The sequence below is a fragment of the Mesorhizobium sp. M7A.F.Ca.US.010.02.1.1 genome, from assembly GCF_004023085.1.
GTDB lineage: Bacteria > Pseudomonadota > Alphaproteobacteria > Rhizobiales > Rhizobiaceae > Mesorhizobium.
Map to the genome: position 1 here is coordinate 215,964 of NZ_RZRV01000007.1, position 25,891 is coordinate 241,854.

The window sequence follows — 25,891 nt, forward strand, 5'->3', positions numbered from 1 at the left end:
GCGCCTCCCGCGCATTCAAGGTTGCGGCCGGTGCACTGCGGCACCGGTGTGCTGTTTGAGGGGAGGACGACATCGGCGGTCCTGCTGCCACCATCAATCGCTGTCGCGTGCGACCAGCTCCAGCGGCCAGACCTCGCGGATGATCCGCGGCCCCTCCGGGCCGGCGAAGGCGGGAAGCGACGCCAGCAGCATTTCGGCGAGGCGTTGTCCCATTGGCTCCAGCGCCGGGCGGAAGGCGGTCAGCGCCGGGGAAAAATAGCGGCAGAGCGGCGTGTCGACGATGACGGTCACCGCCATGTCTTGACCCGGCCTGATGCCCATCTCGGCCAGCGCCTTGCAGCCGCCCAGCGCCATTGCGTCATTGTTGAAGATGATGGCGGTCGGCGGGGCCTTGGAGCGCATCACCTGAGGCGTCACCTCGTAGCCGCCGGCCTCGTTGATGAAGCCGGAGGCGATCAGCTCGGGGTCGATCTCGATGCCGTGCCGCTTTAGGGCCTTGCGGTAGCCGGCCAGGAACAAATAGCCGAAGTTGAGGTCGAGCGACGGACGGACGGCTGCGATGCGGCGGTGGCCGCGCGCCACCAGGCGGTCGACGGCGTCGGCGCCGGCCTTCTCGAAATCGAGGTCGAGGGAAGGATAGGACTTGGCCCCGGAGCGACTGCGGCCGAGCGTGGCGAAGGGAAAGCCGGCTTGCGTGAGATAGTCGATGCGCTCGTCCTCGCGCCGCGTCCAGGCCAGCAGCACCGCGTCGGCGCGGCGCGTTTCGACGACACGGCGCAGGCGCTCCTGCTGGTAGTCGCCCGGCGCCCCCATGACCACGGTCAGGTCGAGCCCGCTTTCGGCAAGCCTGGCCTGCAGCCCGATCAGGAATGGAATGAAGAACGGCTCGCCATATTGCTGGTCACCGGGATGCGGCTGCAGCATGAAGGCGATCGAATGGGTGGCGCCTTGCCTCAGGCTGCGGCCGGACTGGTTCGGCGAATAGTTGAGCGTCCTGGCCGCCTCGAGCACGCGCTGGCGCGTGTCGGCATTGACGTCGGCGCGGCCGTTCAGCGCTCGCGACACCGTGCCGATCGAAATGTTCAGGTGACGGGCAAGGTCGTGAATGCTGGATGCCAAGTGACTGTACTCCCCTTGCTTGGCTAGCACCGGTGGCCGCTGAGGCCAAGGCGACAGGACGATTTTCGCCAACGGCCAATTGACATTCTACGCCTTCGGGTGTGTTCTCGTAAACGTTTACGGAAAAACGTTTACGGTCCTGCCGTGAATGCCGTGACGATCGGTCTGGAGGGACCGAGCGGAGGAGGAGCGCTGGATGATCGATGTCGTCCTGGTCGGCTGCGGAGCGATGAGCAAGGCCTGGCTCGATGCCATCAGGCAGATACACGGGCTCACCCTTGTCGGCCTCGTGGATATCGATGCCGAGAGGGCACGGGCGAGGGCGCGCGAATACGATCTCACCAATGCCGTCATCGGCAGCAATCTCGACGCCGTGCTCGACCAGACCAAACCGCAAGCGGTGTTCGACGTGGTGGTTCCAGCCGCCCGGCGCGAAGTCGCTTTTTCCGCTTTTGCCCACAATTGCCATCTGCTGACGGAAAAGCCGCTCGCCGACAGTCGGGAAAATGCGCGCGCCATCGTCGAGGCCGCGCGCCGCGCCGCGCGCATCCATGCGGTCGTGCAGAACCGCCGCTATGTCGCCGATGTCAGGCGCATCCGCAGGTTCCTGGATTCCGGCGCCATTGGTACGCCGACCAGCATCCACGCCGACTTCTTCGTCGCGCCGCATTTCGGCGGCTTTCGCGAGGAGATGGCGCATGTGCTGCTGCTCGACATGGCGATCCACACCTTCGACGCCGCCCGCTACATGGTCGCCGGCGAGCCGGCCAATGTCTATTGCCAGGAATGGGAGCCGGCCAATTCCTGGTACCGGCAGGGATCGTCGGCCAGCGCCGTCTTCGATCTCGGCCGCGGCAAGGTCTTCACCTATGCCGGCAGCTGGTGCGCCGCCGGCTTCCGCACCAGTTGGGAAAGTACATGGCGCATCGTCGCCGAGCGCGGCAGCCTCATCTGGGACGGTCATGACGACCTGAGGGCAGAAGCAGTGATGCCGGGCCGCGACGGAATGTTCGACAAAACCCAGCCGATCGCGGTGCCGCCGCTCGATGCGTCCGATCGCGTCGGCGGCCATCTCGGCATTCTCCAGGATTTCGTGGACGCCATCGAGACCGGCACCGAGCCGGAAACGCGCGGCGCCGACAACATCAAGAGCCTGGCCATGGTTTTCGGCGCCATCGAAAGCGCCGAGACCGGCCGCCGCGTGACAATCGCAGAGGACGCACAATGACGCCGAACCCGCTTCTCGACATCCGGATCGGCACCATGGTGCGGGCCAATCTCGACGACCCGGCGGCTTACGTCAAACAGATCCTGCCGCTCGGCTTCGAGAGCATCCAACCCTTCTTCTGGCAGACGCTTGGCGGCAAGGACCTGCCGCTTCTCGCCGGCCAGATCCGCGAGGCGATCGGCGATGCCGACGTCACCGTGTCCTCGCTCGGCGTGTTCGGCAATCCGCTGGAAGACGGCGAGGTCGACCGCGGCGTGCTCAAGGCCTGGGAGACGGTGATCGACAACGCGCATCTGTTCGGCACCTCGATGGTCAGCGGCTTCACCGGCCGCCTGCGCGGCAAACCTCTGCCGGACAGCCTGCCGCGCTTCAAGGAGGTCTGGGGACCGCTGGCCAAGCGCGCCGCCGACAAGGGCGTCCGCATCGCCTTCGAGAACTGCGCCATGGACGGCAACTGGGCCGCCGGCGACTGGAATATCGCCCACAATCCGGACGCCTGGGAGATGATGTTCAACGAAGTGCCGGACGACAATCTGGGCCTCGAATGGGAGCCCTGCCACCAGCTCGTCTATCTGATCGATCCGATGCCGCAGATCCGCAAATGGGCGCCGCGCATCTTCCATGTGCACGGCAAGGACGCGACGGTGCGTTGGGACGTGATCCGCGAGCATGGCGTGTTCGGCCGGCTGCCCTTCGTGCAGATGCGCACGCCTGGTTTCGGCGACAGCGACTGGACCCGGGTGATCAGCGAATTGCGACTGGCCGGCTACAAGGGGGCCATCGATATCGAAGGCTGGCACGACCCGGTCTATCGCGGCGACCTCGAGATCACCGGCCAGGTGCGGGCGCTGGAATATCTCAAGCAATGCCGGGGAGGGGCCAGCTACCTGCCGAACCCGATGTGAGGATCGGCCGGCGGGAGGAGCCGGCCGGGATGTCTGTAGCGCGCATTGCCGAAGCGAATGTCGAAACCCCTCGCTTGCGAGGACAAAAAGGGAGGATAAGTGCATGAGCATGACGATGAGAAGGACAGTTCTGCGCTCGACCGTCGTGGCCGCCGCCACGGTGCTTGCCGCTGCGATCTCCACCTTGCCCGCGCAGGCGCTCGACGCCAAATGGTGCAAGGATGTCCACATCCGCTTCTTCGTCGGCGGCGCCGAGGGCGACGCTTTCGGCACCATCGTCTATAATGGCGCCAAGCAGGCAGAGACCGATCTCGGGCCGAAGGTCGACTACATCTTCTCCCAGTGGGACATCGAAAAGATGGTGCAGCAACTGCGCGAGGCCGTCGCGGTCAAGCCCAACGGCATCGCCATGATGGGCCATCCGGGCGACGCGTCGATCATGCCGCTCGCCGAACAGGCGCACAAGGACGGCATCAAGATGATGTATCAGAACGTGCCGGTGCCGAAGGTGATGGCGGCATTTGGCGGCGGCTATGTCGGCGCCCAGCAGGAACAGCAGGGCCGCGCGCTCGGCGCCGAGGCGTTCAAGCTCGGCAAGCTGAAGGCCGGCGACAAGGCGATCATGATCGGTCCGTTCGAAAACGAAAGTCGCGGCGCGCGCGAGCGCGGCACGGTGGCGGCGCTCAAGGAGGCCGGCGTCGAGGTCATCCAGTTGTCCTCACCGCCGAGCGGCGAATGGGCGTCCGATCCCAATCTGGCCATTCCGGTGATCACCGCGGCACTGCTCAACAATCCCGACGTCAAGGCGGTCGGCTATCCCGGCGGGCAGATGCTCGGCAATGTCTCGACCTACATGCAGGCGGCCGGACGCAAGGCGGGCGAGATCTTCAACTTCGGCTTCGACACCAGCCCGCAGATCGTCGAGGGTTTTAAGGGCGGCTGGGTGCAATTGACCGCCGACCAGCAGCCGTTCCTGCAGGGCTATTTGCCGATCCTCAGCCTCTGCCAGCAGGTGGTGCTGGGGCTGGCGCCGGTGAATGTCGACACCGGCGCCGGCTTCGTCACGCCCGAAAATTACGAGATCGTCGCCGAGCTCGCCAAGCAGGCGCTGCGCTGACCTCCCAAGCCGCCGGCCGGGATCTCAGGCCCCGGCCGGTGGGACCGCTGGCGACGAAGCCGGCAAGCGACAATCAAAGCGAGGATCCGATGGCAGAACGCCTCATCGAACTGCGCGACATCAGCAAATCCTATGGCCAGGTCTATGCACTGGGCGGGGTCAATCTCAGCGTCGACCGCGGCGAGGTCGTCGGCCTGCTCGGCGACAATGGCGCCGGCAAGTCGACGCTGATCAAGATCCTCTCCGGCGTGGTCAAGCCGACCAGTGGCGAAATCCTCGTGCGCGGCAAGCCGGTGACCGGGTGGAGCGCCGCGCGTTCCCGCGAGGCCGGCATCGAGACGGTGTTCCAGGACCGGGCGCTGGCCGTGCAGCAGACCATCGTTCGCAACATCTTCATGGGCCGCGAGCTGACCGGATTCCTGGGCTTTCTCAGGGTCAACAAGGAGATCGAGGAGGCAAGCCGGCTGATGCGCGAGATCGGCTTCACCTCGAAAGTGTTCACGCCGCAGTCGATCGTCGGCCAGCTTTCGGGTGGCGAGCGCCAGGGCGTGGCGATCGCCCGCGCCATCTACAAGCAGGCGGAGTTGATCGTCCTCGACGAGCCGACGACGGCGTTGTCGCTGACCGAAACCGCCAAGGTGTTCCATTTCGTGCGCCAGGTGCGGGCGAGCGGCCGCTCGATCCTGTTCATCGGCCACAACATCCATCATGTCTTCGACATCGCCGACCGCTTCGTCGTGCTCGACCGCGGCAAGGTCGCACTGACGACCGACCGCAGCGAGGTCAAGTCGGCCGAAGATCTCATCAACTTCATGGAAGAGGTCGCGCATCCCGGCGGATTGGCCGGGCTGCACGATGCCGGCGACGCGGAGCAGAGAGCACGATGAGCAAGACCATGGAGCCCGATCTGCACGAGCCGTCCGCCGGCATTCCCCGCCCCAGTGCCCAGAAAGAGTGGAAACACCCATCCGATCACTGGATGCGCGGCTTCATCCTCGACAACCGTGCCGCGCTCGGCACGCTCGCCGTGTTCATCGTCATGATGACGGTGTTCCTGATCGCCAACCCGACCGTCTTCACCACCTGGTATCTCTACCGCTCGGTGCTGACGACGCTCCCCGTTGCGCTGTTCGTGGTGGTGCCGCTGGTCTTCGTCGTCACCTGCGGTGAGATCGACCTGTCGTTTCCGGCAACAATGGGTTTTGCCTCATGGGTCTTCGCGCTGGTCGTGCAGGCCGGCTACGATCCGTTCCTCGGCATCGCCGCGGCGCTCGTCACCGGCATGCTGCTCGGCTTCCTGGTAGGCTCGCTGGTCGTCTATGGCGGACTGTCATCGCTGATCGCCACGCTCGGCATGAATTTCCTGCTGCGCGGCCTGATCCAGATCATCAACGAAGGCAAGTCGATGGCGCTGACCAGCCTCAGCGACAGCTGGGCCTACACGATCTTTTCAAGCCAGCTCCTGGGAATTCCGGTGCAGATTTTCTGGGCGATCGGCTTCGTCGTGCTGTCGGCGATGCTCTACAACCGCCATCGCTTCGGCGCGCAGGTGAGGGTGGTTGGCGACAATCCCGACAGCGCCCAGCAGATGGGCATCGACGTCAAGCGCGTGCGGGTGAAAGTGTTCGTCTTCGTCGGCATCGGTGCGGCGCTCGCCGGCACCTTCTCGGTGATGATCAACTTCACCTGGTGGCCGACCGCCGGCGACGGCTATCTGCTGCCGGTGCTGGCCTCGGTGTTCGTCGGCGGCACGCCGACCTGGGGCGGCATCGGCACCGTGGTCGGCGGCGCTATCGGCGCGGTCACCGTGTCCTTCATCCAGACCGGCGTCGTCGCGGCGGGGTTGAGCGGCTTCTACGTGCAGTTCTTCAACGGCCTGATCATCATCCTGTCGCTGCTCGGGCATAAGTGGAACCAGGCAAGGTATCGGTGAGGGCTGTTTCGTTGGCGAACCGCATGCCTTGACGATTGGCGGAGACATCAATCACTTCGTCATCCACGGGCGAAGCAGGAGCGCAGCTCCGTCGCGAAGACCCGAGGATCCATGCCGCGACCTTCGCCCAGGAATGCAGCGGAGCAGAATTCTGCACCGTGGTGACGCGTTTGAGTCCCGGCATGGATCCTCGGGTCTGCGCCGCGTCGCTACGCTCCTTGCTTCGCCCGTGGATGACGAAGGTGGGGCTTCCGCCAGAGAATGGTCGCTTGTAGGGCAAGCAACCGCTCACACCGCCGCGACGAACCCGTCCAGCACGCGTTTTTGGCCGGCCTTGTCGAAATCGATGGTCAGTTTGTTGCCTTCGATAGCCGAGATGTTGCCGTTGCCGAATTTCTGGTGGAAGACGCGGTCGCCGACGTTGAAGGCGGAGGGTGTGTCGGAGACGGATTTGGCGACCAGTTCGCCGTCGATGGTTCGGCCTTTGACCGAGGTGCGGCCGGCGCCGTAGCCGGAGTCGGTTTCGCCATAGCCGATGCGCTCGACCTGATGGCCGGAGCGCGAGCCCCAGTTGCGGTCGGTCGCTTCGGTGCGGTTGGCCTGGGCGCGCTGCCAGCCCGGCGTCGCATAGGTGTTGGAGAAGGCGCCTGATTTTTCGGTGTCGGCGCCGACATTGTCGAAGCGCGAGGCGCCATAGGGGTTCTGCCGTCCTGCGCCCTGGCCGCCGCGGCCGGAGGCAAAAGAACCGCCGCCGTAGGAGTTGCCGTAGCCGCCGTAGCTGTTGCCGCTTTCGGCGACCTCGACATGGGCTTCCGGCAGTTCGTCGAGAAAGCGCGACGGGATGGTCGACTGCCACAGGCCGTGGATGCGGCGGTTGGAGACGAACCACAGATGCAGGTTCTTCTTGGCGCGAGTCAGGCCGACATAGGCAAGCCGGCGCTCTTCCTCCAGCCCGGAGCGGCCGCCTTCATCGAGCGCTCGCTGGTGCGGGAACAGACCTTCTTCCCAGCCGGGCAGGAAGACGGTCTCGAATTCGAGGCCCTTGGCCGAATGCAGCGTCATGATCGAGACGGCGTCGAGCCCGGCGTTCTGCTCAGCGTCCATGACCAGTGCGACATGCTCGAGGAAGGAGCGCAGCGATTCATACTCCTCCATCGAGCGGATCAGCTCTTTCAGGTTCTCCAGCCGGCCGGGGGCTTCAACCGAGCGGTCGTTCTTCCACATGTCGGTGTAGCCGCTCTCTTCGAGAATGGTCTCGGCGAGTTCGGTGTGCGGCGTGGTTTCCAGCGCCTTCTGCCAGCGTTCGAAATTGGCCGCGACTTCGCGCAAGGCGGCGCGCGGCTTCGGCTTCAACTCGTCGCTTTCGGCGAGCTTGGCGGCGGCTTCCAGCATTGGGATGCGCAGCGCGCGGGCCGTGTCGTGGATCTGGCGGATGGTGGCTTCACCAAGGCCGCGCTTGGGCACATTGACGATGCGCTCGAAGGCGAGGTCGTCGGCGCCTTGCGCCACCACGCGGAAGAAGGCCAGCGCATCGCGGATCTCCATGCGCTCGTAGAAACGCGGGCCGCCGATGACGCGGTAGTTGAGACCGAGCGTGACGAAACGATCCTCGAATTCGCGCATCTGGAAGGACGCGCGGACCAGGATCGCCATGTCGTTGAGATTGTGCTTTTGCCGCTGGTAGGTCTCGATGGTCTCGCCGACGGCGCGCGCTTCTTCCTCGGAATCCCAGGCGGCGTGGACATGCACCTTGCCGTCTTCGGGATCGTTGCGGTCCGTGAACAGCGTCTTGCCGAAGCGGCCCTCATTGTGGGCGATGAGGTGGGAGGCCGCGCCAAGGATATGCGCGGTCGAGCGGTAGTTGCGCTCCAGCCGGATGATGGTGGCGCCGGGAAAATCCTTGTCGAAGCGCAGGATGTTGTCGACCTCGGCGCCGCGCCAGCCATAGATGGATTGGTCGTCGTCGCCGACGCAGCATATATTCACGCTCACGGGCTGTTCCGCGCCTGCCGGCGCGGGCCCTCCGCGGGGGCCTCGCAACGGCTCGGACGGACGGTCGTCCTTGCGGCCTTCGGCCGATTGGAGATTAGTCGCCGAAGGCTTGCGCCCGGAATCGGGCCTCTGCGCCAAAAGCCGCAGCCACATGTACTGCGCGGTGTTGGTGTCCTGGTACTCGTCGACGAGGATGTATTTGAAGCGCTTGTGGTATTCCTTCAGCACGTCCGGATTGGCGCGGAAGATGCGGATCGGGTGGCAGAGCAGGTCGCCGAAATCGCAGGCGTTCAGCGTCTTCAGCCTCTCCTGATAGGCCTTGTAGAGCTCGCGGCCCTTGCCGTTGGCGAAGGCGCGCGCGTCGCCCTCGGCGATGTCGGCCGGACCTTGCCCCTTGTTCTTCCAGCCATCGATCATCTGGGCGAACTGCTTGGCCGGCCAGCGCTTGTCGTCGAGCCCTTCGGCCTGGATCAGCTGCTTGATCAGCCGCACGACGTCGTCGGTGTCGAGGATGGTGAAGTCGGAGCGCAAACCGGCGAGTTCGGCATGGCGGCGAAGCAGCTTGACGCCAATCGAGTGGAAGGTGCCGAGCCATGGCATACCCTCGACATTGCCTTCGCCGATCAGCACGCCGATGCGGATCTTCATCTCGCGCGCGGCCTTGTTGGTAAAGGTCACCGCGAGGATCTGCGACGGGAACGCCTTGCCGGTGGCGAGGATGTGAGCGATGCGCGTGGTGAGCACGCGGGTCTTGCCGGTACCGGCACCGGCCAGCACCAGAACCGGCCCCTCCGTTGTTTCAACAGCTAGCCGCTGCTCCGGGTTGAGGCCCTTCAGATAGTCGGGTGCGTTGTTGTGTCCGCTGCGGGCAGCCATGGCGCGCGCGGCGATGCCCGACGGGGCCGTGGGCCGCGCATTGGGTTCGTCGAAAAAGGGCATGTCTTCGGAAAAGCCGGACATCGCCCCGAATGTAGTGATTCGGTGGGGAAAGACCAGAACTGTCTACGTTTTGTTCCGCTAAAGTGCCCGATTGCTGCCCCGCGCTCCCACCGCGGTCGATGTTATTCCAATTGCGATGGACCATTACCGCCTGCGCTTGAGGCCCGTGCTTGACAGGCGGGACCGTCAGGAGAAAGTTGTGCTTCGGGCAGCGACGCAATGCCGGGTTGCCATGGCCGCGCCGCGAAGCGCAACAGTCGAAGGAGTATCATCTTGGCTGTCACCATCACCTCCCTCATTCTTTTCCTCATCGGCCTGGCGCTCGGCGGCGGCGGCATCCGCCTGGCGATGCTGGGCGGCAGCTGGTACTATGTCATTGCCGGCCTTGCCTTCCTGATCGCCGCCTGGCTGCTCTACCGGCGCAGGTCCACCGCACTGTGGCTCTACGCGGTGATCGTGCTCGGCACGCTGGCCTGGGCGGTCTGGGAAACCGGCTTCGATTGGTGGGAACTCGGGCCGCGCGGCGGCATCATCGTGCTTCTCGCTTTGTGGCTGCTGACGCCGTGGGCGAGGCGGGGTCTTGCCGGCCCTGACGGGCGCGCACCGCTGATCCTTGCCGTGCTGGCCTCGCTGGCCGTCGCCGGTTATTCGATGACATCGGACCCGAAGGACATTGCCGGTGAACTCGGCACCGACAAGGTGGTCGCCAACGCCAATCTCGGCAATGATGTGCCGGCCGGCGAGTGGCACTATTACGGCCGCACGCAGTTCGGCCAGCGCTATTCGCCGCTCGACCAGATCACGCCTGACAATGTCGCCAAGCTGCAGCCGGCGTGGACCTACCAGACCGGCGACGTGAAGGGTCCGGACGATGTCGGCGAGACCACCTATCAGGTGACGCCGCTGAAGATCGGCGACACGCTCTACATCTGCACGCCGCACAATTTCGCCATCGCCATCGATGCCGCGAGCGGCAAGGAGAAATGGCGCTTCGATCCCAAGGTCAAGCTCGACAAGGACCGCCAGCACCAGACCTGCCGCGGCGTGGCCTATTATGCCGATGCCGCCGGCGCCGCCGGGCAGCCCTGTGCGACCCGCGTCTACCTGCCGACCTCGGACGCGCGGCTGATCGCGCTCGACGCCGCCAACGGGCAGGTCTGCCCGGCTTTCGCCGAGGGCGGCACGCTGAACCTTCTGACCAACATGCCCTATCCGAAGTCGGGCTATTACTACTCGACCTCGGCCCCGCTGATATCAGGCGGCAAGATCATTGTCGGCGGCGCGGTCAACGACAATTATTCGACGCAGGAGCCGTCCGGTGTCATCCGCGCCTACGACGCTGCCACCGGCGCGCTGGTGTGGAACTGGGATTCCGGCAATCCGGACCAGACGACGCCGCTGCCGGCCGGCCAGACCTATACCGCCAACTCGCCCAACATGTGGTCGACGCCGAGCGCCGACGAGAAGCTCGGCCTGCTCTACGTGCCGCTCGGCAACCAGACGCCGGACCAGCTCGGCGCCGGGCGCAGTGCCAATGTCGAGAAGTTCTCGTCGTCGATCACCGCGCTCGACCTCAACACCGGTCAGGTGCGATGGGTGCGGCAGACCGTGCACCACGATCTCTGGGACATGGACGTACCGGCACAGCCGAGCCTGATCGACATCACCAAACCCGACGGCACGGTGGTGCCGGCGCTGGTCGGACCGACCAAGCAGGGCGACCTCTATGTGCTCGACCGCCGCACCGGCGAGCCGGTCATTGCGGTCAACGAAGTGCCGGCGCCGGGCGGCGTGATCGAAGGCGACCACACATCGCCGACGCAGCCGGTCTCCGATCTCACCTTCATGCCGAAGCCGCTCACCGGCGCCGACATGTGGGGCCTAACCATGTTCGACCAGTTGGCCTGCCGGATCGAATTCCAGGGCCTGCACTATGAGGGTCGCTATACGCCGCCTTCCGTCCAGGGGTCGCTGATCTACCCCGGCAACTTCGGCACCTTCAACTGGGGCGGCGTCGCCGTCGATCCGGTCCGGCAGGTGCTGTTCGGCATGCCGACCTACCTGGCGTTCAAATCGCAGTTGATCCCGCGCGATCAGGTGCCGCCGCCGGACGAAGGGCGCGGCAGCGAGCAGGGGCTGAACCGCAACGAGGGCGCGCCCTATGCGGTGGTGATGGGACCGTTCCTGTCGCCGCTCGGCATTCCTTGCCAGGCGCCGCCCTGGGGCTATGTCGCCGGCGCCGATCTCAGGACCGGCAAGATCGCCTACAAGCACCGCAACGGCACCGTCTACGACATGACGCCGCTGCCGCTGCCCCTGAAAGTCGGGGTGCCGGGCATCGGCGGGCCGATGATCACGGCTGGCGGCGTCGCCTTCCTGGGGGCCGCGGTCGACGACTATCTGCGCGCCTACGACCTGACATCGGGCAAGCAGCTGTGGCAGGCGCGGCTGCCGGCCGGCGGGCAATCGACGCCGATGACCTATACGGTCGCCGACGGCCGCCAGTTCGTGGTCATCGTCGCCGGCGGCCACGGTTCGGTCGGCACCAAGCCTGGGGACTATGTGATGGCCTACGCGCTGCCGAAGTAGGGCGGCAGGGTAACGCGATCTTTCAGAGGTCGCGCCGCCCCTCGTCTGTGCCGGTGTCTTTTCCCCGCATAGTGACGGGGAGAAGTGCCCGATTGGGCGATGAGAGGCGGGAAATCTTCCGATCAACCCGTTGTCGATCAGCCAATCCCCAGATCACCCTTCAGGCTGGGCACCGAGCCGAGCACCTTGTTGGTCAGGTCGGGACCGGCGGCGGCTTCGGCCTGCTGGATCAGCGTCGCGCCGGCCTTCTGGATCTGCGCCATGTCGAGCCCGGATGCCTTGAGCGCGGCGACGCCGTTGATCAGCGCGCCGGCCTTCTCGCCGAGAACGCCGCCAAGCGCGCCCTGCAACGACGACAGAAAACCGCCACCGCCGGCCGAAGCGGCGGCCATGACGTCATATTGATGGGCGAGGTCGTCGGCGCCGGCGATCCTGGCGAAGAACGCCGAGGCGCTTGTGCCTTCCGCCTCGTGTTCGAGCACCGAGAAAATAGTGCCGACGACTTTCTCCGTCGTCGCCTGGTCGAGGCCCGCCTTCTGCGAAACGGTATTGACGATGTCCTGGACGTTCATGGCGTCACCTCAACCCTGGGTTTTCGTGTTGCGGTTCCCCTCAGCGCGGACCGTGATCAACGATCGTCTGCCTGCGTTCAGAACCATCGAGCACCGGGCCAAAGCGGCGGCCGCCGCAAGGACGAGCGCGCTGGCGAGGATCGGGGAAGGCATGGTCATGGTCATCGCTTCCTTCTGGGTCTGACGTGTGGGCACACGGCCAAGATACTGGTCGATAGCCACCTTCCCTCACGATTGTGGCAGCGCCAGCAGGATTTGTCGCCAATGACCAAAAAGTGATGACACGGCCGCGCATGGCACCGGCTTTACTGCCCGGCCGCGGCTGGCTGCATACCCTGAAGCGATCGACGGCCGCGATGAGTGGTCGACTGGATCATGCCGGCTTGGTCCCTATGTAGCTGGGGAATTGAAGCCCGAAGCAGAGGAACTCTTCCATGACGAAACCCGACGCCAAACCCGCCATCACCCAGGCGATGATCGATGCCTATGACGAATATACGCATCTGACGCTCGATCGCCGCCGGTTCATGGAGCAGTTGACCCGGCTTGCCGGATCGGGTGCGGCGGCGGCCGCGATCGCGCCGCTTCTGGCGGCAAATTCGGCGCAAGCGGCTGTTGTCGCCGACAACGATCCGCGGGTGAAGGGCGAGGACATCAGCTATCCCGGCGGGAGCGGCGAAATGAAGGGCTATCTGGTCAAGCCGGTGGACAAGGCGGGCAAGCTCGGCGCGGTGATCGTCGTGCATGAGAACAGGGGGCTCAACCCGCATATCCGCGATGTGACGCGACGCGTGGCGCTGGAGGGGTTCGTGGCGCTGGCGCCGGATTTTCTGTCGCCGCTCGGCGGAACGCCAACCGATGAAGACAAGGCGCGCGACATGTTCGCCAAGCTCGATCCGGCGCAGACCATCGCCGACGGTGTTGCGACCGTCGCTTTCCTCAAGAGCGACAAGGACGGCAACGGCAAGGTCGGCGCCATCGGCTTCTGCTGGGGTGGCGGCACGGTCAATATGCTGGCCGTCAACGCGCCCGATCTCAGTGCCGGCGTTGCCTATTACGGCATGCAGCCGAAGGCCGCCGATATGTCCAAGATCAAGGCGGCCTTGCTGCTGCACTATGGCGGACTGGACGAGCGCATCAATGCCGGCATCGACGCCTTCAAGAAGGAACTCGACGCGGCGCATGTCGAATACACGGTCTATGTCTATGAAGGCGCCAACCATGCCTTCAACAACGACACGTCGGCAGCGCGCTACGACAAGAAGGCGGCCGACCTGGCCTGGGGCAGAACGATCGCCTTCCTCAAGCAGAAACTGGCATAGGGGCGTCCGTCTAATCCGTGTTCGCCGGCTTGTGGAAGGCGACGCCGGCGGCCACAAGCGCAATGCCGAGGCAATCGGTAAAGCTTGGAATCTGGCGCAGCACGACGACGCCGATCAGCGTCGCGGTGACGGGCAGCAGCGACAGCATCAGCGCGAAGCTCGCGCGTGGCAGCCGCGACATGGCGAGCTGGTCGCAGATGTAGGGGATAACCGACGAGCAGATGCCGACGCCGGTGGCGGCGAGCAGCAGCGGCGGCGAGAAAAAGGCCGGCAGCGCATCGGTGAAGCCGATCGGCAGCACGACCACGAAAGCGATCGCCATGGCGGCACCCAGGCCGGCAATGCCGCTGCCTGCGCCCGAAGCGGCGACGCGGTGGCCGAGCACGATGTAGCCGACAAACAGCGCGCCGTTGAGGAAGGCCCAGAACAACCCGATGCGATCATCGGACCACTTGACGTCGATGAGCAGCAAGGTGCCGGTCACGGCAACGGCAAGGGCGGCGAGATTGCGCGGGCTCCTGAGGCCGATCGCCGCGACGCCGATGGTGCCGACGAATTCGATCGCCGCCACCAGCGAGATCGGCAGGCGGTCGAGCGCCAGGTAGAACGAACAGTTCATCACCGCCAGACAGGCCCCGAAGGCCAGCAAAAGCAGCCTTGTCGAGCGATCGGCGCGGGCGAAGGTTCGCCATGGGCGGGTCAGGGGTGCGAAGATGAGTGCTGCCGTGGCGATGCGCAGCCACGCCATGCCGAGCACGCCGACATGCGGGAAAAGCAGGACGGCGAATGCCGGCCCGAGATAGTGGAAGACGGCGCTGACGCCGAACCAGACATGCGGCGGCAATTTTTCCGTCAGCCTGCCGACGGTGGAGTTGGCAGGGGCAGGGTCTGCTGTAAGAGCTTGCGTTTGATCATCCATCGGATCAGTATCGCAGGCATATTTGCCGGTTTATATGAGTGATGATGGGCTGGTCTGGCGAGATCTCCCTCGGAAGCAAGGAATTTCCTATGAAGCGCCTTCGAACTGAAAGTGCCGACCTCGATGTCGCGGACATGAAGATCCTGCGTCTGCTGGAGAAGGACGCGCGCACCAGCACGGCGGAGCTGGCACGCTCGGTTGGCCTGTCGGCGCCGAGCGTGGCAGAGCGCATCAAGCGGCTGCAGGAAAGTGGCGTCATCGAGGCCTATTCGGTCAGGATCAACCCGGCGGCACTCGGCCTGCCGCTGTCGGCATGGCTGCGCATCCGGCCGGTGCCGGGGCAACTGGCCGTCGTGGCCGAGATCATCCGCGAACTGCCGGAGATCGTGCAATGCGACCGGGTGACCGGAGAGGATTGTTTCGTCGCGCTGGCGCATGTCGGCTCGGTGGTTGAACTTGAGCGGGTGATCGACCGCATCATCCCCTACGCGATGACCAACACGGCGATTATCCAGTCGTCGCCGGTGGTGGCGCGCTCGGCTCTGGCGGCGTTGCGGCGCCAGGCTTGACGTACAGGGAGAGACCTATGCGTGGCCGCGCTTCATGCGCGCCTGCTTCAGGATGGCGCGCCAGCGGATCATGTCGAACGGGATCGGCTCGTTGTTGTTGGCGATGTGGAAGATCTCGTTGTTGACGTTCTTGAGCGAGCGCCAGAAATCATAGTCGGTGATGCGCGGATCGGCGGCCAGCCTGTCCACCTCGACCTTGATGTCGGTTTTCATGCACTTTCCTCGAACCGGCGCCGCGCCGCCCGTGTCGCTACCTCGATGCGGATCGTTTTCGACCGACCCGCTGAGTCGCGCAACGGCTCAAATGGCTTGTTCCCGTTAAAACCTTGGTAAGGTTAACGTGGCCACGGCGCCGCTTCAAGCGTCGCCGCCGGCCGATGGGAGGGTTCCGCGATTTTAGATTGCCGGTGTGGCTTTGAAGCCGGAAACGAGAAGTATCGGCTTCGCCCTATTTGCGTTTGATGCCGATCGAGCGGCCGGCCCGTTCCGGCATCGGCAGTGCCGAATGGGCGGCGCGCATGGCTTCGACCCTGGCCAGCACATCGGCGGGGAAGGGCGCCACCTTCGGCCCGGACATGTCGACATGCAGCGACAGCGATTCGGACGTCGCGGCCAGCCAGCCGTCGACATGGCGGATTTCCTGATAGGCCCGCAGCCGCTTGTCGTCGTGGTCGATGAGCTGGAATGAGACCGTGACCTTATGCTCGAGGTGCAGCTCCTGCACGTAGCAGACATGGACTTCGGCCGTGTAGATGGTGAGGCGACGATCCCTGGCATAGTTCGGTCCCATGCCCATTGCCTCGAAGGCATCGTCCGAGCAGCGGTCGAACAGCACGTTGTAATAGGCCATGTTGAGATGGCCGTTGTAGTCGATCCAGTCCTTCTCGATGTCCATGGGTTTTGAGACGAAGGGAGTGGGGATGGGCATCGAAACTTCCTTGTTGGACCGAGCGTGGCGGGTAAGACTACGCATCCATAATCGCATAACAAGCGTGGACACTGGTCCATTCGCCGAGGAATTCATGGCTCTGAGCGACCTCAACCCGGTCGAACGCTCGGACCGGCTTGTTAATTTTCTGGCAGAGTGCGACGAGCAACCAACATCGCAAGACCGCCCAGCGGGAAGAAAAACATCATCACTATTTTTCCAACCGCAGCCCAGAAGAGTGTCAAATCATCACCTGCGGTATAGCAAGCAGCATTTAGCCAGCAGTGTTCAGTTTTTGTTTGAAATTCGTCGATACCAAAATAGGCGCTCAGACTCGTAAGAATGCCGAAAATAACACCAGCGAAAGCGGTCAAAGTATTTGGTCTTTTGCGCCCGCCAGCATTGAGTCTTTCGGTTATCTCATTTTTTGGCATAGCGACATAGTATATAAAAATCGAAATAGAAGATATGAAACCTGCAAAAAGAAAGCAAGTTATTATGGATTGAGCTCTGAAGATCGATTTATCGGAAAGAGGCGGTTGAATGGAATTCGCGTATTTGGCAACAACGGGGAAAAGATATGATCCCAGGGCAGATAATATCGAACCTATCTCGCCTATGAAGCCTTGATCGGGCTCGCCGTAGGTAAGCGCGATGGCAAGCGACTCGCCGGACAAGAAAGTGGCAAAGATAAAGACACAAAGATATCCGCCATAACGCCGAGCGAAAGGACCGGGCTTTCGATCAGTGCCCGGGTATGCTCGAGTGCTTAACACAGCGAATAGCCCTATGAAGCCAAAGAAGATGACCGCACCAAACCAGCCGACGCGACTTTGGGTGGCCGCTGTATGCACCGCCCATCCAGGCAAGAGCGCCAGGAAAAAAAGTATGTATCCTGCCAGTACCGAATTTTTCATTTCCGACCCGAGGTCACGGCAACCATTTGACTAGCCGAATGGACATCTATGCGGCAAGTGGCTTAGACCTCCTGCAGAAAAGTTGGGATAGAAAAATATGGCTCTGAGCGACCTCAACCCGGTCGAACGCAACGAGGAAGGCATCGCAGCGGTGCTCGGCATCCTCAAGCAGCAGCTTGGCGAGCGATTCCAGACCGGCCAGGCCATCCGCTCCCAGCACGCCCACACCACCACCTACATCCCGACGCAGGCGCCTGACGGCGTCGCGTTTCCGGAGACGACCGCGGAGGTGCAGGACATCGTGCGCGCCTGTGCCGCGCATCATGTGCCGGTGATCGCCTTTGGCGTCGGCTCCTCGCTGGAGGGTCACACCAACGCACCGGGCGGCGGCATATCGGTCGACACCTCGCGCATGAACCGCATCCTGGCGGTCAATCCGCAGGATCTCGACTGCACGGTCGAACCTGGTGTGACGCGCGAGGATCTGAACCGGCACCTGCGCGACACCGGCCTGTTCTTCCCAATTGATCCGGGCGCCAACGCCTCGCTCGGCGGCATGGCGGCGACGCGGGCGTCCGGCACCAATGCCGTGCGCTACGGCACGATGCGCGAGAACGTGCTGTCACTGACCGCCGTCATGGCCGACGGCGAAACGGTGACCACCGGCAAGCGGGCGAAAAAGAGTTCGGCCGGCTATGATCTGACGCGGCTGCTGGTCGGCTCGGAAGGCACGCTCGGCATCATCACCTCGCTGACCTTGAAGCTGCAAGGCATCCCGCAGGCGATCTCCGGCGGCGTCTGCCCGTTTCCGAGCGTCGAGGCGGCCTGCAATGCTGTCATCGCGACGATCCAGATGGGCATCCCCGTGGCGCGCATCGAACTGGTCAACGCGTTGCAGATGCGGGCGATGAAGAACTATTCGAAGCTCGACTATCCCGAAAGCCCGTGCCTGTTCGTCGAGTTTCACGGCAGCGATGCCGGCGTTGCCGAACAGGCCGAGACCTTTGGCATGATCGCGGAAGAGAATGGCGGCGGGCCGTTCCTGTGGACCAGCGTCGCCGAGGAGCGCACAAAACTGTGGAAGGCCAGGCACGACGCCTACTGGTCGTCGCTGACGTTGCGGCCGGGCGCCAAGGGGCTGTCGACCGATGTCTGCGTGCCGATCTCGCGCTTTGCCGAATGCGTCATGGAAACCGAAGCCGACATAGCGGAGATGGGTCTGATCGCGCCGATCGTCGGCCACGCCGGCGACGGCAATTTTCACGTGCTGGTGCTGATGGATGTCAACGATCCCAAGGAGATCGCATTGTCGGAAAAGTTCGTCTCGCGGCTCAACATGCGGGCGATCGCCATGGACGGCACCTGCACCGGCGAGCACGGCATAGGCCAGGGAAAGATCGGCTTCCTGCGCCATGAACTCGGCCACGGCGTCGACATCATGCGCACGATCAAGCAGGCCCTGGATCCGCTTGATATCATGAACCCGGGCAAGATTTTGCCGGGGGACTAGGCGAGTCCTCCAGCGCAAGGCCGCAGGCGGCTCGTCTTGACCATGCCACCATTTTCGGGCCGAGACTTCGGCGAGCAGCGAGGCCTGAAACAGACAGGCGTGCCAGCGGAGGAAAAGTGTCATGGCGATTTCACGCAAGGAAGAGGCGCGTGCGCTGAGCGCCGACGAACAGGAACTGGTGGAGAAATCGCACCATCCTTCGGTGCAGGAGCTTTCCGACGCCGATGTTGCCGGTCTGGTCAAGCTGTTGCGGGACCGGCGCGACAAGGCGCAGACCGAGGCGCATCGGCGCCGCCGCGAAATGCGGGGCAAGGGAGCGCCGAAAGGTGCTTCGCCCTCAAAGTCCGATGGCGGTTCGCAGGTAAAGCTGGCGGTGCTAGCCATGGCGATGCGGCGGCTGAATGGCGAGGCCGAGCGGCGCCGGCAACTGGCGGCCAGCGTTTCGCTGGTTGGGAATGCGCGCAAGGTGCTGGCCATGAAGCAAAATGCGCCGGCGGACGGTCCCGCGCTCAATTCGCGGACGGCTCACAAGGGCATGCGCGCCGTGGCTAGCAAGCGGGCGCCGAAGCTGGTCCGGCCAGCGGAATTCGGCCGGCAGCGCAAGGCGGGCAAGGTGGCACAAGCGAAGCGCGACGCACGCTGATCTTCGCCGATAGAGGCCGTCAGCCGTTCTTTACCGGGCGGCGGGAAGCTTCTCCTGCGCGCCCTCGACAAGCGCCTGCAGCATGGGGCGGGTTGGCGCGAAGAACGTTGTGCCGGTCTGCGGCGTCGAGAAATCGAGCAGGCGGTCGTAGGCGCCCGGCGGGTCGCCGATATACATGCGCTGCAGCATTTTTTCGATGACCCAAAGATATCTGGAATAGCCGATGAAGTAGGTCCCGAACTCGTTTTGTCCGGGCCTGCCGAACGGCATGTTGTCGCGCAATATGTCGTACTCGTTGCCATCGGCATCCTCGATGGTGGCCAGCGACTTGTGTGATTTGCGCGGCGCGTCGTCATCGTCGATTTCGATGTTGTCGATCTTGGTGCGGCCGATGATCGCTTCCTGCTCGGGCGTCGGAATGCGCGCCCAGGCCTGCATGTCGTGCAGATATTTCTGGACGACGACATAGCTGCCGCCAGCGAAGTCGGCGTCTTCATCGCCGACGAGCGCAGAGGCGGGCAAATCGAGGCCGGTCGGGTTGGCGGTGCCGTCGATGAAGCCGAGCAGGTCGCGCGCATCGAAATAGCGAAAGCCGGAAACCTCGTCGACGACGCTCACGCCGTCGCCGAGATTGTCGAGCAGAATGCGCTCGAACTCGAAGCACATGTCGGGGCGTTCGGAGCGGATGTGGAAGAGAAGATCGCCAGCGGTCGAGGGCGCCGAATGAACGGATCCCTTGATCGGCGCAAACGGTTTCAGTTCCAGCGGCCGCCGATCTGGAGAAAGACGATCCCAGAGATCGCGGCCGATGCCGGCAATGCACGAAAGCCGCCCGGAAAGATCGCGGAACCCGACGGTTTTGACGAGATCGTCGAGCCCACCAAGCACGGAGGCCACCTTGGCGAGCGCGGTCTGCTCGCCGGCGACGGTGACGACAAGAAAGACCGCCGAAAGCGACAGCGGAGCGTCGACGCTTTGCGCGTCGATCGGCACGCGATCCCAGTTCTTCCCAGACATCCGAATTCTCCGCTTTGCGAGGATTTGTTTCAGATCATCCGGGATCGCGCAACACTGGATGAATTGCCTCTTTATCGACACGCGGATGCGGGTAGAGTGCGGCAGAATTTCAATCAACCCATTCGGAGCTGATGCTCGCACGCCTGTTCGTGATCTTTGGTGGCCTGTTCGTGCTGGTGCTATGTGCGGCGCTGGTGGTGCCGTATTTTGTCGACTGGACCGGCTACCGCGCCCAATTCGAGCGCGAGGCGAGCGCCATTCTCGGCCGCAAGGTGACCGTGCAGGGCGACGCCACGGCAAGGTTGTTGCCGTTCCCCTCGGTGACCTTCTCGAACGTCGCTGTCGCCGGCGGCCCCAATGGCCAGCCGGCCATGACCGTCGAGACGTTTTCGATGGATGCGGAACTGGCGCCCTTCCTGCGCGGCGAAGTGCTGATCTTCGACATGCGGCTGGTGCGGCCGAAAGCGACCATCGACATCGCCAACAATGGCACGGTCGACTGGGCGATGCGGCCGTCCTCGCCCTTCGACCTCGATCAGATCTCGATCGAGAAGCTGACGGTGACGGAAGGGCAGATCGAACTGCGCCATGCCGCCGGCGGGCGCAGCCATTTGTTTTCCGAGATCAATTCGACCATCTCGGCCAAGTCGCTGGCCGGGCCATGGCGCATGGACGGCACGCTGCGGCTGGACGGGTTGCGCACCGCGGTCACCGCGTCCACCGGCAAGGCTGAAGGCAACGGGCAGATGCGGCTGCGGCTGAAGGCCGATCCGGACGCCTATCCGCTGGTCATCGAAGCCGACGGCAATGCTGGCATTGTCAATGGCGCTGCCGTCTATTCCGGCCAATTCAAAATCTCCGGTGCGGACAAGAACAGCGCCGAGCTGCGCAGCACCGACGGTGAGACGGTGAAGGTTTCCGCCGGCAAGCCCGATCCGGGCTTTCGGCTGAACGGCAAGTTTTCGCTCGACCACCAGAAGTTGGGCGTCGACGAATTCCGCTTCGAGACCGGGCCGCTCGACAACCCCTACACCGCCGATGGCGAGGCTTCTGTCGATCTCGGGCTGAAACCGAGTTTCGCCATCGAGGCCAATGGCGCGCAGGTGCAGTTCGACGAGGCGGTGGGCGCCGAGGCCGGCGCCGGCCTGACGCTGGACCAGCGCATCGCGGCGTTTGAGCAGGCGCTGCTCGACATGCCGAAGCCGACTATCCCCGGCACCGTCGAGGTCAAGCTGCCGGCGGTGGTGGCCGGCGACACCACGGTGCGCGACGTGCATCTTTCCGCCGAGCCGGTCGATGGCGGCTGGTCGGTGAAATCGCTTGCCGCGACCTTGCCCGGCCGCACCACGCTGGAAGCCGATGGCATGCTCGTGCTCAATTTGGAGGGTCATTTCGGCTTCAACGGCTCGCTGCTGCTGGCCGTGGCGCAACCCTCCGGCTTTGCCGCCTGGCTGTCGAAGGATGTCGACGAGGCGATCCGCCGTCTGCCTGCCGCCGGCTTCAAGGCCAAGGTCGACCTCTCGCAGAAGCGCCAGGCCTTCAGCGATCTCGAATTGATCCTGGGCAAGGCTAGGTTTTCCGGCCGCATCGATTCCACCCAGCCCGACGATGCCAAGCCCTCAGTGCTGATGCGTCTCGAAGGGGGCGACCTCGATATCGACGGGCTGGCGGCCTTCGCCTCGATCTTCGTCAGCGACAAGGGGGCCAATCGCTTTGCCGACCGCGACCTCGATTTCCAGATCAAGGCCGGGCCGGTCAATGCCGGAGGGTTGACCGCCGATACGATCGACACGGCGCTCAGGCTGCGCGATGGGCTGCTCGAAATCGACCGGCTGTCGGTGGGCGGACTGGCCGGCGCCTCGATCAGCGCCACCGGCCGGGTCAAGGATTTCCCGGCGAGCCCGACCGGCAAGCTCGATGCATCGGTGGTTGCCGTCGACCTGAAGCCGCTGGTCGACGTCGCCGCCCAGCACTATCCCGACAGTGCCGTGCTGAAAGGGCTGGCGAGCCGTGCCGCTGCCTATCCCGAGCTGTTCCAGGATGCGCGCATCGACCTGGTGGCGAGTGCGGCCGACAATGGCGACGGCACCACGGGGCTGGCGGTGAGCGGGCAAGGCAAGGCGGGCGGCTCGGCCTTTTCCGCATCGCTGTCGGGGAAGGGGGCGGTGGACAAGCTTCTTGAAGCGCCGGTGGCGCTTACCTTCAATGCCAAAAACCCTGACGCCACCACGCTGCTGGCCCTCTACGGCCTGCCGGCGCTGCCGCTCGGCATGCTGGGCGAGGCAAGCACCGATATTCAGGCCAAGGGAACGCTTGGTGGCGGCCTGACGACGAATTTCAGCCTTGCCGGCAACGACTTCAAGGCTGGTTTCGAGGGAACGATCGCCGATACGCCGCAAGGCTTCGCCGCCAAGGGCAAGCTCAGCCTCGACGCCGCCGACATCGAGCCATGGCTGATGACGACAGGTATCGGCCTGCCGGGCATGGGGGCGGGCATGTCGACGTCGCTCTCGGCGCAGGGCGATTATGGCAACGGTCTGCTGGTGCTGGACGAACTCAACGGCGCTATCAACGAAGCGGCGGTGTCCGGCGACGTCAATATCGATGTAAAGGAGGGGGTCGACGGAAAGGCCGGCGTGCCGCATCTGGCCGGGGCGCTGGCGCTCGACGAACTCGACCTCGATCCGATGGCGGTGGCGCTGTTCGGCGATTCCGCCTTTCTTGCCGACAAATACGGGGCCGACAAGGAAGGGGCAGGCAAGGGTGGCGTGTGGCCGGCGACACCGTTCAGCCAGAAGTCCAACCTGCCGTTCACCGCCGACCTAGACCTGACGACGGCAGCGCTCGCCGCCGGTCGGTTCGCCACCGCGTATGATGCCGCCTTTTCGCTCAAGCTGGACCAGGAAGGCATCCGCGTTTCGGATTTGAAGGCGAAATTGCTGGGCGGGGCGCTCACCGGCCTGTTCGAACTGAAGAACAATGACGGCACCGGCCTGTTCTCTGGCCAGATGAAACTGGCGGGCGCCGATCTGGCGACCGTGCTGCCGGATGCCGGCATCAACGGCATCGGCGACTTCTCGACAGCGCTGTCAAGCAGCGGCAAATCGGTCGAAGGGATGGTGGCCGCCTTATCAGGCTCCGGCACTGCGGCGTTGAAGGGCGTGAAAGTTGCTGGCGTCAATCCAGATGCGTTCAGTGCGTTCCTCGTCAAGGCGGATGCGATCGGGCGTGACATCGATGCGGCCAAGACTGCCGGCTTCGCGCCTGACATCGCCGCTGATGGCAGTCTAGCCGCCAAGGACACCGACATAGCCTTCACGGTTGCCGGCGGCACGCTGCGGGCGCCGCCGGTCAGCCTGGAAAATCCGGCGGCGACCTTGTCCGCCGACGTCACGGCGGATCTCAACGCGGTCACGGTGTCGGCCAAGGGTGCGATCACCTATCGGCCGGGCGACGAGGCGCTGGTCGGCTCCGAGCCGGTCGTGAATTTCACCGCCGAGGGGCCGTTCGGCGCGGTGAAACGAGCATTCGACAGTGAGCCGCTGGCGCAGTTCCTGACCCAACGCGCGCTGGAAAAGGAACAGCAGCGCGTCGAGGCGATGCAGGCCGCGCTGCTCGAAAAGCAGCGGCTTCGGCGCGAGGTCCGCTACTACGCGGCGCTGCAGGATGCTCGCGACAAGGCGGCCGAAGAACTGCGCAAGCAGCAGGAAGCGGCGCGGCTGAAAGCCGAGGCGGACGCCAAGGCAAAGGCGGAAGCGGATGCCCAGGCCAAGGCTGAGGCGGACGCAAAGGCCAAGGCCGATGCCGATGCGAAGGCGGCTGCCGAAAAGCAGGCCGCCGACGAGGCGGCCAAAGCGCAGGCCGAGCAGGAGCGGCAGAAGGCGGAAGAGGCGGTGCGCATCGCGGCGCAGGAAAAGGCAAGGCTCGAGGCCGAGCGCAAGGCCGCGCAGCAGGCTCCCAAGGTGGAGCGTGCCCCGCCACCGGAAGCCAATGACAATCCGCCGCCGGCCAAGCCGAAGTCCAATCCGTTCACGATCGACAATCTGCTGAAGTCGCTGCAGTAGGCAGTAGGGGAGGCCTTTCCGCCCCGAGACCGTTTCAAAGAACGAACAGTTCGGCACCGTCGGTGGTGTAGCGGGCGTGGCGAAAATCGCGGATGGCGGCAAGCCTGCCGTCCTGCCAGGCCAGCAGGATGAAATAGGTGGGGCGCCCTGTTGGGTCATTGGGATCGCGGACGAGGACTGCTGGCCTGTCTTCGACGAAGCCGAGCATAAGATGCCAATCCTGCACGCGGGAATAGTTGCTGAAGTAGGTGGCGACCTCCTTGCGGCCATTCAGCCGCGCCCTGGCCACCAGTTCCAGCCGCACCTCATCGGCCAGCATGTCGCGCACCGCATCGAAGTCGCGGGCGTTGAAGCGGTCGATGTAAGCGTCGAGCAGCAGACGTTGCGCGGCGCTCAGTCTCGGAACAGGACGGTCGTCCGGTTCGTCCGCAAGATTGCGCAGTCGGTGGCGGCCACGATGCAGCGCCGCCTTGATGGCGGGGATGCTGGTATCGAGCGTGGCGCTGATTTCCTGCAGCGAATAGCCCAGAACGTCCATCATGATGACGCTGCTTCGCTGCGTGACGGGAAGGCGCATGAAAGTGTGCAGGCTGGCCGCGGCGGCCTGACGATCGGCGGTGGGATTGGCCGGGTCGACGATCATATCCGGGTCCTCATCGGAAAAGGCCTTTTCGCGGGCTCGCCGGCGCAGAAAGTCGAGCGCAGCATTGTGGGCAATGCGAAACAGCCAGCCCTCCGGGTTGGCGATCGGGCCGGCATCCGGCAGCGCCTCGAACGCCTTGGCCAGGGCTTCCTGCAGCACGTCCTCGCCGTCGATGACCGAGCCGGCCATGCGGGCGCAGTAGCGGTGCAGTTTGGGACGCATTTCGCCGAACAGGCGGTCAAAAGGCTCGCGGATCTCGCCAGGAATGTTCATGCACCTCTGTTTGCCGTTACTGGTCCAGCATCCGGTAGTGGCCCACCACGGTCATTTCCTCGCGCTGCGGACGCTCGATCAAGCGATCCCTGATGCCGCTCTGGAAGGCCTCGAATGCCGCCAGCCCGGTGATGATGTCGGCATGGGCCTCGGTTTCCGTCTCGACCAGATGGACAAAGGTCCCGTCGTCGGACCGCCATGTCATGTAGCGAACACCTTCCGGCGACTTTTCCCGCAGCTCCTGGAACACGGCCTTGACCAGCCGTTCATTCTCATCGGTCCGTTCCGGTTTCGTCTTGTAGCGTATCAGGTGGCGTTTCATCGCGTTTTTTCCTCTTCGTGCCCTGCGCTTTGCGGGCCGCTTACGTCCGAGACGTTGTGGCGAAGCCAAAGGATTCGGGAGGCCGGGAAAATAGTTCGGTGCCGTTTTCGTGCAAGGTCTGGAGCCTTACGCATGGTCCCGATCGAGCAGCCGGCGCAGCATCGGTTCGATGCGTGAAAGCTCGTCGAGATGTGCCGCCGACAGCTCGGCCAGGCAATCGTCGGCGCGCTCGGTCAGTTGCAGCAGCACGCGGCGGTGGTCGTCCTTGTCCTGATTTCTGGCGACCAGCCCTGTTTCGCAAAGGCGGTTGACCAGTTCGACGGCGCTGTGGTGGCGGATGCGCAGGCGTTCCGCGAGATCGCCAACCGTC

The 25,891-nt window shown here is 64.2% G+C and carries 23 protein-coding genes; 11 read left to right on the plus strand and 12 right to left on the minus strand.

Annotated elements, in window-relative coordinates; genetic code table 11:
• Positions 1 to 93: 93 nt before the first annotated feature.
• Complete coding sequence (locus EOA19_RS10420) at positions 94 to 1,119, minus strand: LacI family DNA-binding transcriptional regulator (RefSeq protein WP_128303515.1); 1,026 nt, start codon at positions 1,117 to 1,119, stop codon at positions 94 to 96.
• A 196-nt stretch (positions 1,120 to 1,315) separates the two neighbouring features.
• On the opposite strand from EOA19_RS10420, the gene EOA19_RS10425 reads away from it, so the two are divergent.
• The 5 genes from EOA19_RS10425 to EOA19_RS10445 all read left to right on the plus strand — a co-directional run bounded on the left by EOA19_RS10425 (position 1,316) and on the right by EOA19_RS10445 (position 6,302).
• On the plus strand, positions 1,316 to 2,347 hold the full coding sequence (locus EOA19_RS10425; RefSeq protein ID WP_128303516.1) for a Gfo/Idh/MocA family oxidoreductase: 1,032 nt from the start codon (positions 1,316 to 1,318) through the stop codon (positions 2,345 to 2,347).
• On the plus strand, positions 2,344 to 3,252 hold the full coding sequence (locus tag EOA19_RS10430) for a sugar phosphate isomerase/epimerase (RefSeq protein ID WP_128303517.1): 909 nt from the start codon (positions 2,344 to 2,346) through the stop codon (positions 3,250 to 3,252). Before EOA19_RS10425 ends, EOA19_RS10430 begins: the two co-directional genes overlap by 4 nt.
• 103 nt (positions 3,253 to 3,355) lie before the next feature.
• Entirely contained in the window at positions 3,356 to 4,369 is a 1,014-nt protein-coding gene (locus EOA19_RS10435) for a substrate-binding domain-containing protein (RefSeq protein WP_128303518.1), read from the plus strand.
• 89 nt (positions 4,370 to 4,458) lie between these two features.
• Positions 4,459 to 5,256 carry an ATP-binding cassette domain-containing protein gene (locus EOA19_RS10440; protein WP_023813110.1) on the plus strand — a complete coding sequence of 266 codons (798 nt, stop codon included), beginning with the start codon at positions 4,459 to 4,461 and terminating at the stop codon, positions 5,254 to 5,256.
• Complete coding sequence (locus EOA19_RS10445; protein ID WP_128303519.1) at positions 5,253 to 6,302, plus strand: ABC transporter permease; 1,050 nt, start codon at positions 5,253 to 5,255, stop codon at positions 6,300 to 6,302. Before EOA19_RS10440 ends, EOA19_RS10445 begins: the two co-directional genes overlap by 4 nt.
• Positions 6,303 to 6,590: 288 nt before the next feature.
• On the opposite strand, the gene EOA19_RS10450 is transcribed toward EOA19_RS10445, so the two are convergent.
• Positions 6,591 to 9,254 carry a UvrD-helicase domain-containing protein gene (locus EOA19_RS10450; RefSeq protein ID WP_128303520.1) on the minus strand — a complete coding sequence of 888 codons (2,664 nt, stop codon included), beginning with the start codon at positions 9,252 to 9,254 and terminating at the stop codon, positions 6,591 to 6,593.
• 252 nt (positions 9,255 to 9,506) lie between these two features.
• On the opposite strand from EOA19_RS10450, the gene EOA19_RS10455 reads away from it, so the two are divergent.
• Positions 9,507 to 11,822, plus strand: a complete 2,316-nt coding sequence (locus EOA19_RS10455) for a glucose/quinate/shikimate family membrane-bound PQQ-dependent dehydrogenase (RefSeq protein WP_128303521.1) — start codon at positions 9,507 to 9,509, stop codon at positions 11,820 to 11,822.
• A 137-nt stretch (positions 11,823 to 11,959) separates the two neighbouring features.
• Here the strand turns inward: EOA19_RS10455 and EOA19_RS10460 are convergent, their stop codons facing one another.
• Together EOA19_RS10460 and EOA19_RS10465 are read right to left on the minus strand one after the other, a co-directional pair.
• Entirely contained in the window at positions 11,960 to 12,394 is a 435-nt protein-coding gene (locus EOA19_RS10460) for a hypothetical protein (RefSeq protein ID WP_128303522.1), read from the minus strand.
• Positions 12,395 to 12,403: 9 nt separating this feature from the next.
• Entirely contained in the window at positions 12,404 to 12,559 is a 156-nt protein-coding gene (locus tag EOA19_RS10465) for a hypothetical protein (protein ID WP_164892894.1), read from the minus strand.
• Between the two features lie 269 nt (positions 12,560 to 12,828).
• Here EOA19_RS10465 and EOA19_RS10470 point away from each other — a divergent pair, with 269 nt between their 5' ends.
• Positions 12,829 to 13,716, plus strand: a complete 888-nt coding sequence (locus EOA19_RS10470) for a dienelactone hydrolase family protein (protein WP_128303523.1) — start codon at positions 12,829 to 12,831, stop codon at positions 13,714 to 13,716.
• Between the two features lie 10 nt (positions 13,717 to 13,726).
• On the opposite strand, the gene EOA19_RS10475 is transcribed toward EOA19_RS10470, so the two are convergent.
• Positions 13,727 to 14,635, minus strand: a complete 909-nt coding sequence (locus tag EOA19_RS10475) for a DMT family transporter (RefSeq protein ID WP_128303524.1) — start codon at positions 14,633 to 14,635, stop codon at positions 13,727 to 13,729.
• An 89-nt stretch (positions 14,636 to 14,724) separates the two neighbouring features.
• Here EOA19_RS10475 and EOA19_RS10480 point away from each other — a divergent pair, with 89 nt between their 5' ends.
• Positions 14,725 to 15,204, plus strand: coding sequence for an Lrp/AsnC family transcriptional regulator (locus EOA19_RS10480; RefSeq protein WP_128303525.1), 480 nt, complete (start codon positions 14,725 to 14,727; stop codon positions 15,202 to 15,204).
• A 15-nt stretch (positions 15,205 to 15,219) separates the two neighbouring features.
• Here EOA19_RS10480 and EOA19_RS10485 read toward each other — a convergent pair whose 3' ends face one another.
• The 3 genes from EOA19_RS10485 to EOA19_RS10495 all read right to left on the minus strand — a co-directional run bounded on the left by EOA19_RS10485 (position 15,220) and on the right by EOA19_RS10495 (position 17,049).
• The gene (locus EOA19_RS10485) at positions 15,220 to 15,417 is read right to left on the minus strand and encodes a hypothetical protein (RefSeq protein WP_013531006.1); all 198 of its coding nucleotides are present in this window, start codon (positions 15,415 to 15,417) and stop codon (positions 15,220 to 15,222) included.
• Positions 15,418 to 15,652: 235 nt separating this feature from the next.
• Positions 15,653 to 16,132 carry a thioesterase family protein gene (locus EOA19_RS10490; protein ID WP_023813101.1) on the minus strand — a complete coding sequence of 160 codons (480 nt, stop codon included), beginning with the start codon at positions 16,130 to 16,132 and terminating at the stop codon, positions 15,653 to 15,655.
• A 140-nt stretch (positions 16,133 to 16,272) separates the two neighbouring features.
• Positions 16,273 to 17,049, minus strand: a complete 777-nt coding sequence (locus tag EOA19_RS10495) for a hypothetical protein (protein ID WP_128303526.1) — start codon at positions 17,047 to 17,049, stop codon at positions 16,273 to 16,275.
• A gap of 97 nt (positions 17,050 to 17,146) precedes the next feature.
• On the opposite strand from EOA19_RS10495, the gene EOA19_RS10500 reads away from it, so the two are divergent.
• Together EOA19_RS10500 and EOA19_RS10505 are read left to right on the plus strand one after the other, a co-directional pair.
• On the plus strand, positions 17,147 to 18,559 hold the full coding sequence (locus EOA19_RS10500; protein WP_128303527.1) for an FAD-linked oxidase C-terminal domain-containing protein: 1,413 nt from the start codon (positions 17,147 to 17,149) through the stop codon (positions 18,557 to 18,559).
• 121 nt (positions 18,560 to 18,680) lie between these two features.
• Positions 18,681 to 19,202: a hypothetical protein gene (locus EOA19_RS10505; RefSeq protein WP_128303528.1), complete on the plus strand. Its 522-nt coding sequence runs from the start codon at positions 18,681 to 18,683 to the stop codon at positions 19,200 to 19,202.
• A gap of 30 nt (positions 19,203 to 19,232) precedes the next feature.
• Here EOA19_RS10505 and EOA19_RS10510 read toward each other — a convergent pair whose 3' ends face one another.
• Positions 19,233 to 20,219, minus strand: coding sequence for a Dyp-type peroxidase (locus EOA19_RS10510; RefSeq protein WP_128303529.1), 987 nt, complete (start codon positions 20,217 to 20,219; stop codon positions 19,233 to 19,235).
• 131 nt (positions 20,220 to 20,350) lie between these two features.
• On the opposite strand from EOA19_RS10510, the gene EOA19_RS10515 reads away from it, so the two are divergent.
• Entirely contained in the window at positions 20,351 to 24,283 is a 3,933-nt protein-coding gene (locus tag EOA19_RS10515) for an AsmA family protein (protein WP_128303530.1), read from the plus strand.
• A 34-nt stretch (positions 24,284 to 24,317) separates the two neighbouring features.
• On the opposite strand, the gene EOA19_RS10520 is transcribed toward EOA19_RS10515, so the two are convergent.
• The 3 genes from EOA19_RS10520 to EOA19_RS10530 form a co-directional block, all read right to left on the minus strand.
• Positions 24,318 to 25,199 (minus strand): RNA polymerase sigma factor, encoded by an 882-nt coding sequence (locus EOA19_RS10520; protein WP_128303531.1) that lies wholly within the window; start codon positions 25,197 to 25,199, stop codon positions 24,318 to 24,320.
• A 16-nt stretch (positions 25,200 to 25,215) separates the two neighbouring features.
• The gene (locus tag EOA19_RS10525) at positions 25,216 to 25,521 is read right to left on the minus strand and encodes a hypothetical protein (RefSeq protein WP_128303532.1); all 306 of its coding nucleotides are present in this window, start codon (positions 25,519 to 25,521) and stop codon (positions 25,216 to 25,218) included.
• A 126-nt stretch (positions 25,522 to 25,647) separates the two neighbouring features.
• On the minus strand, positions 25,648 to 25,891 hold a 244-nt coding region (locus EOA19_RS10530), incomplete at its 5' end, for a MarR family transcriptional regulator (RefSeq protein WP_128303533.1).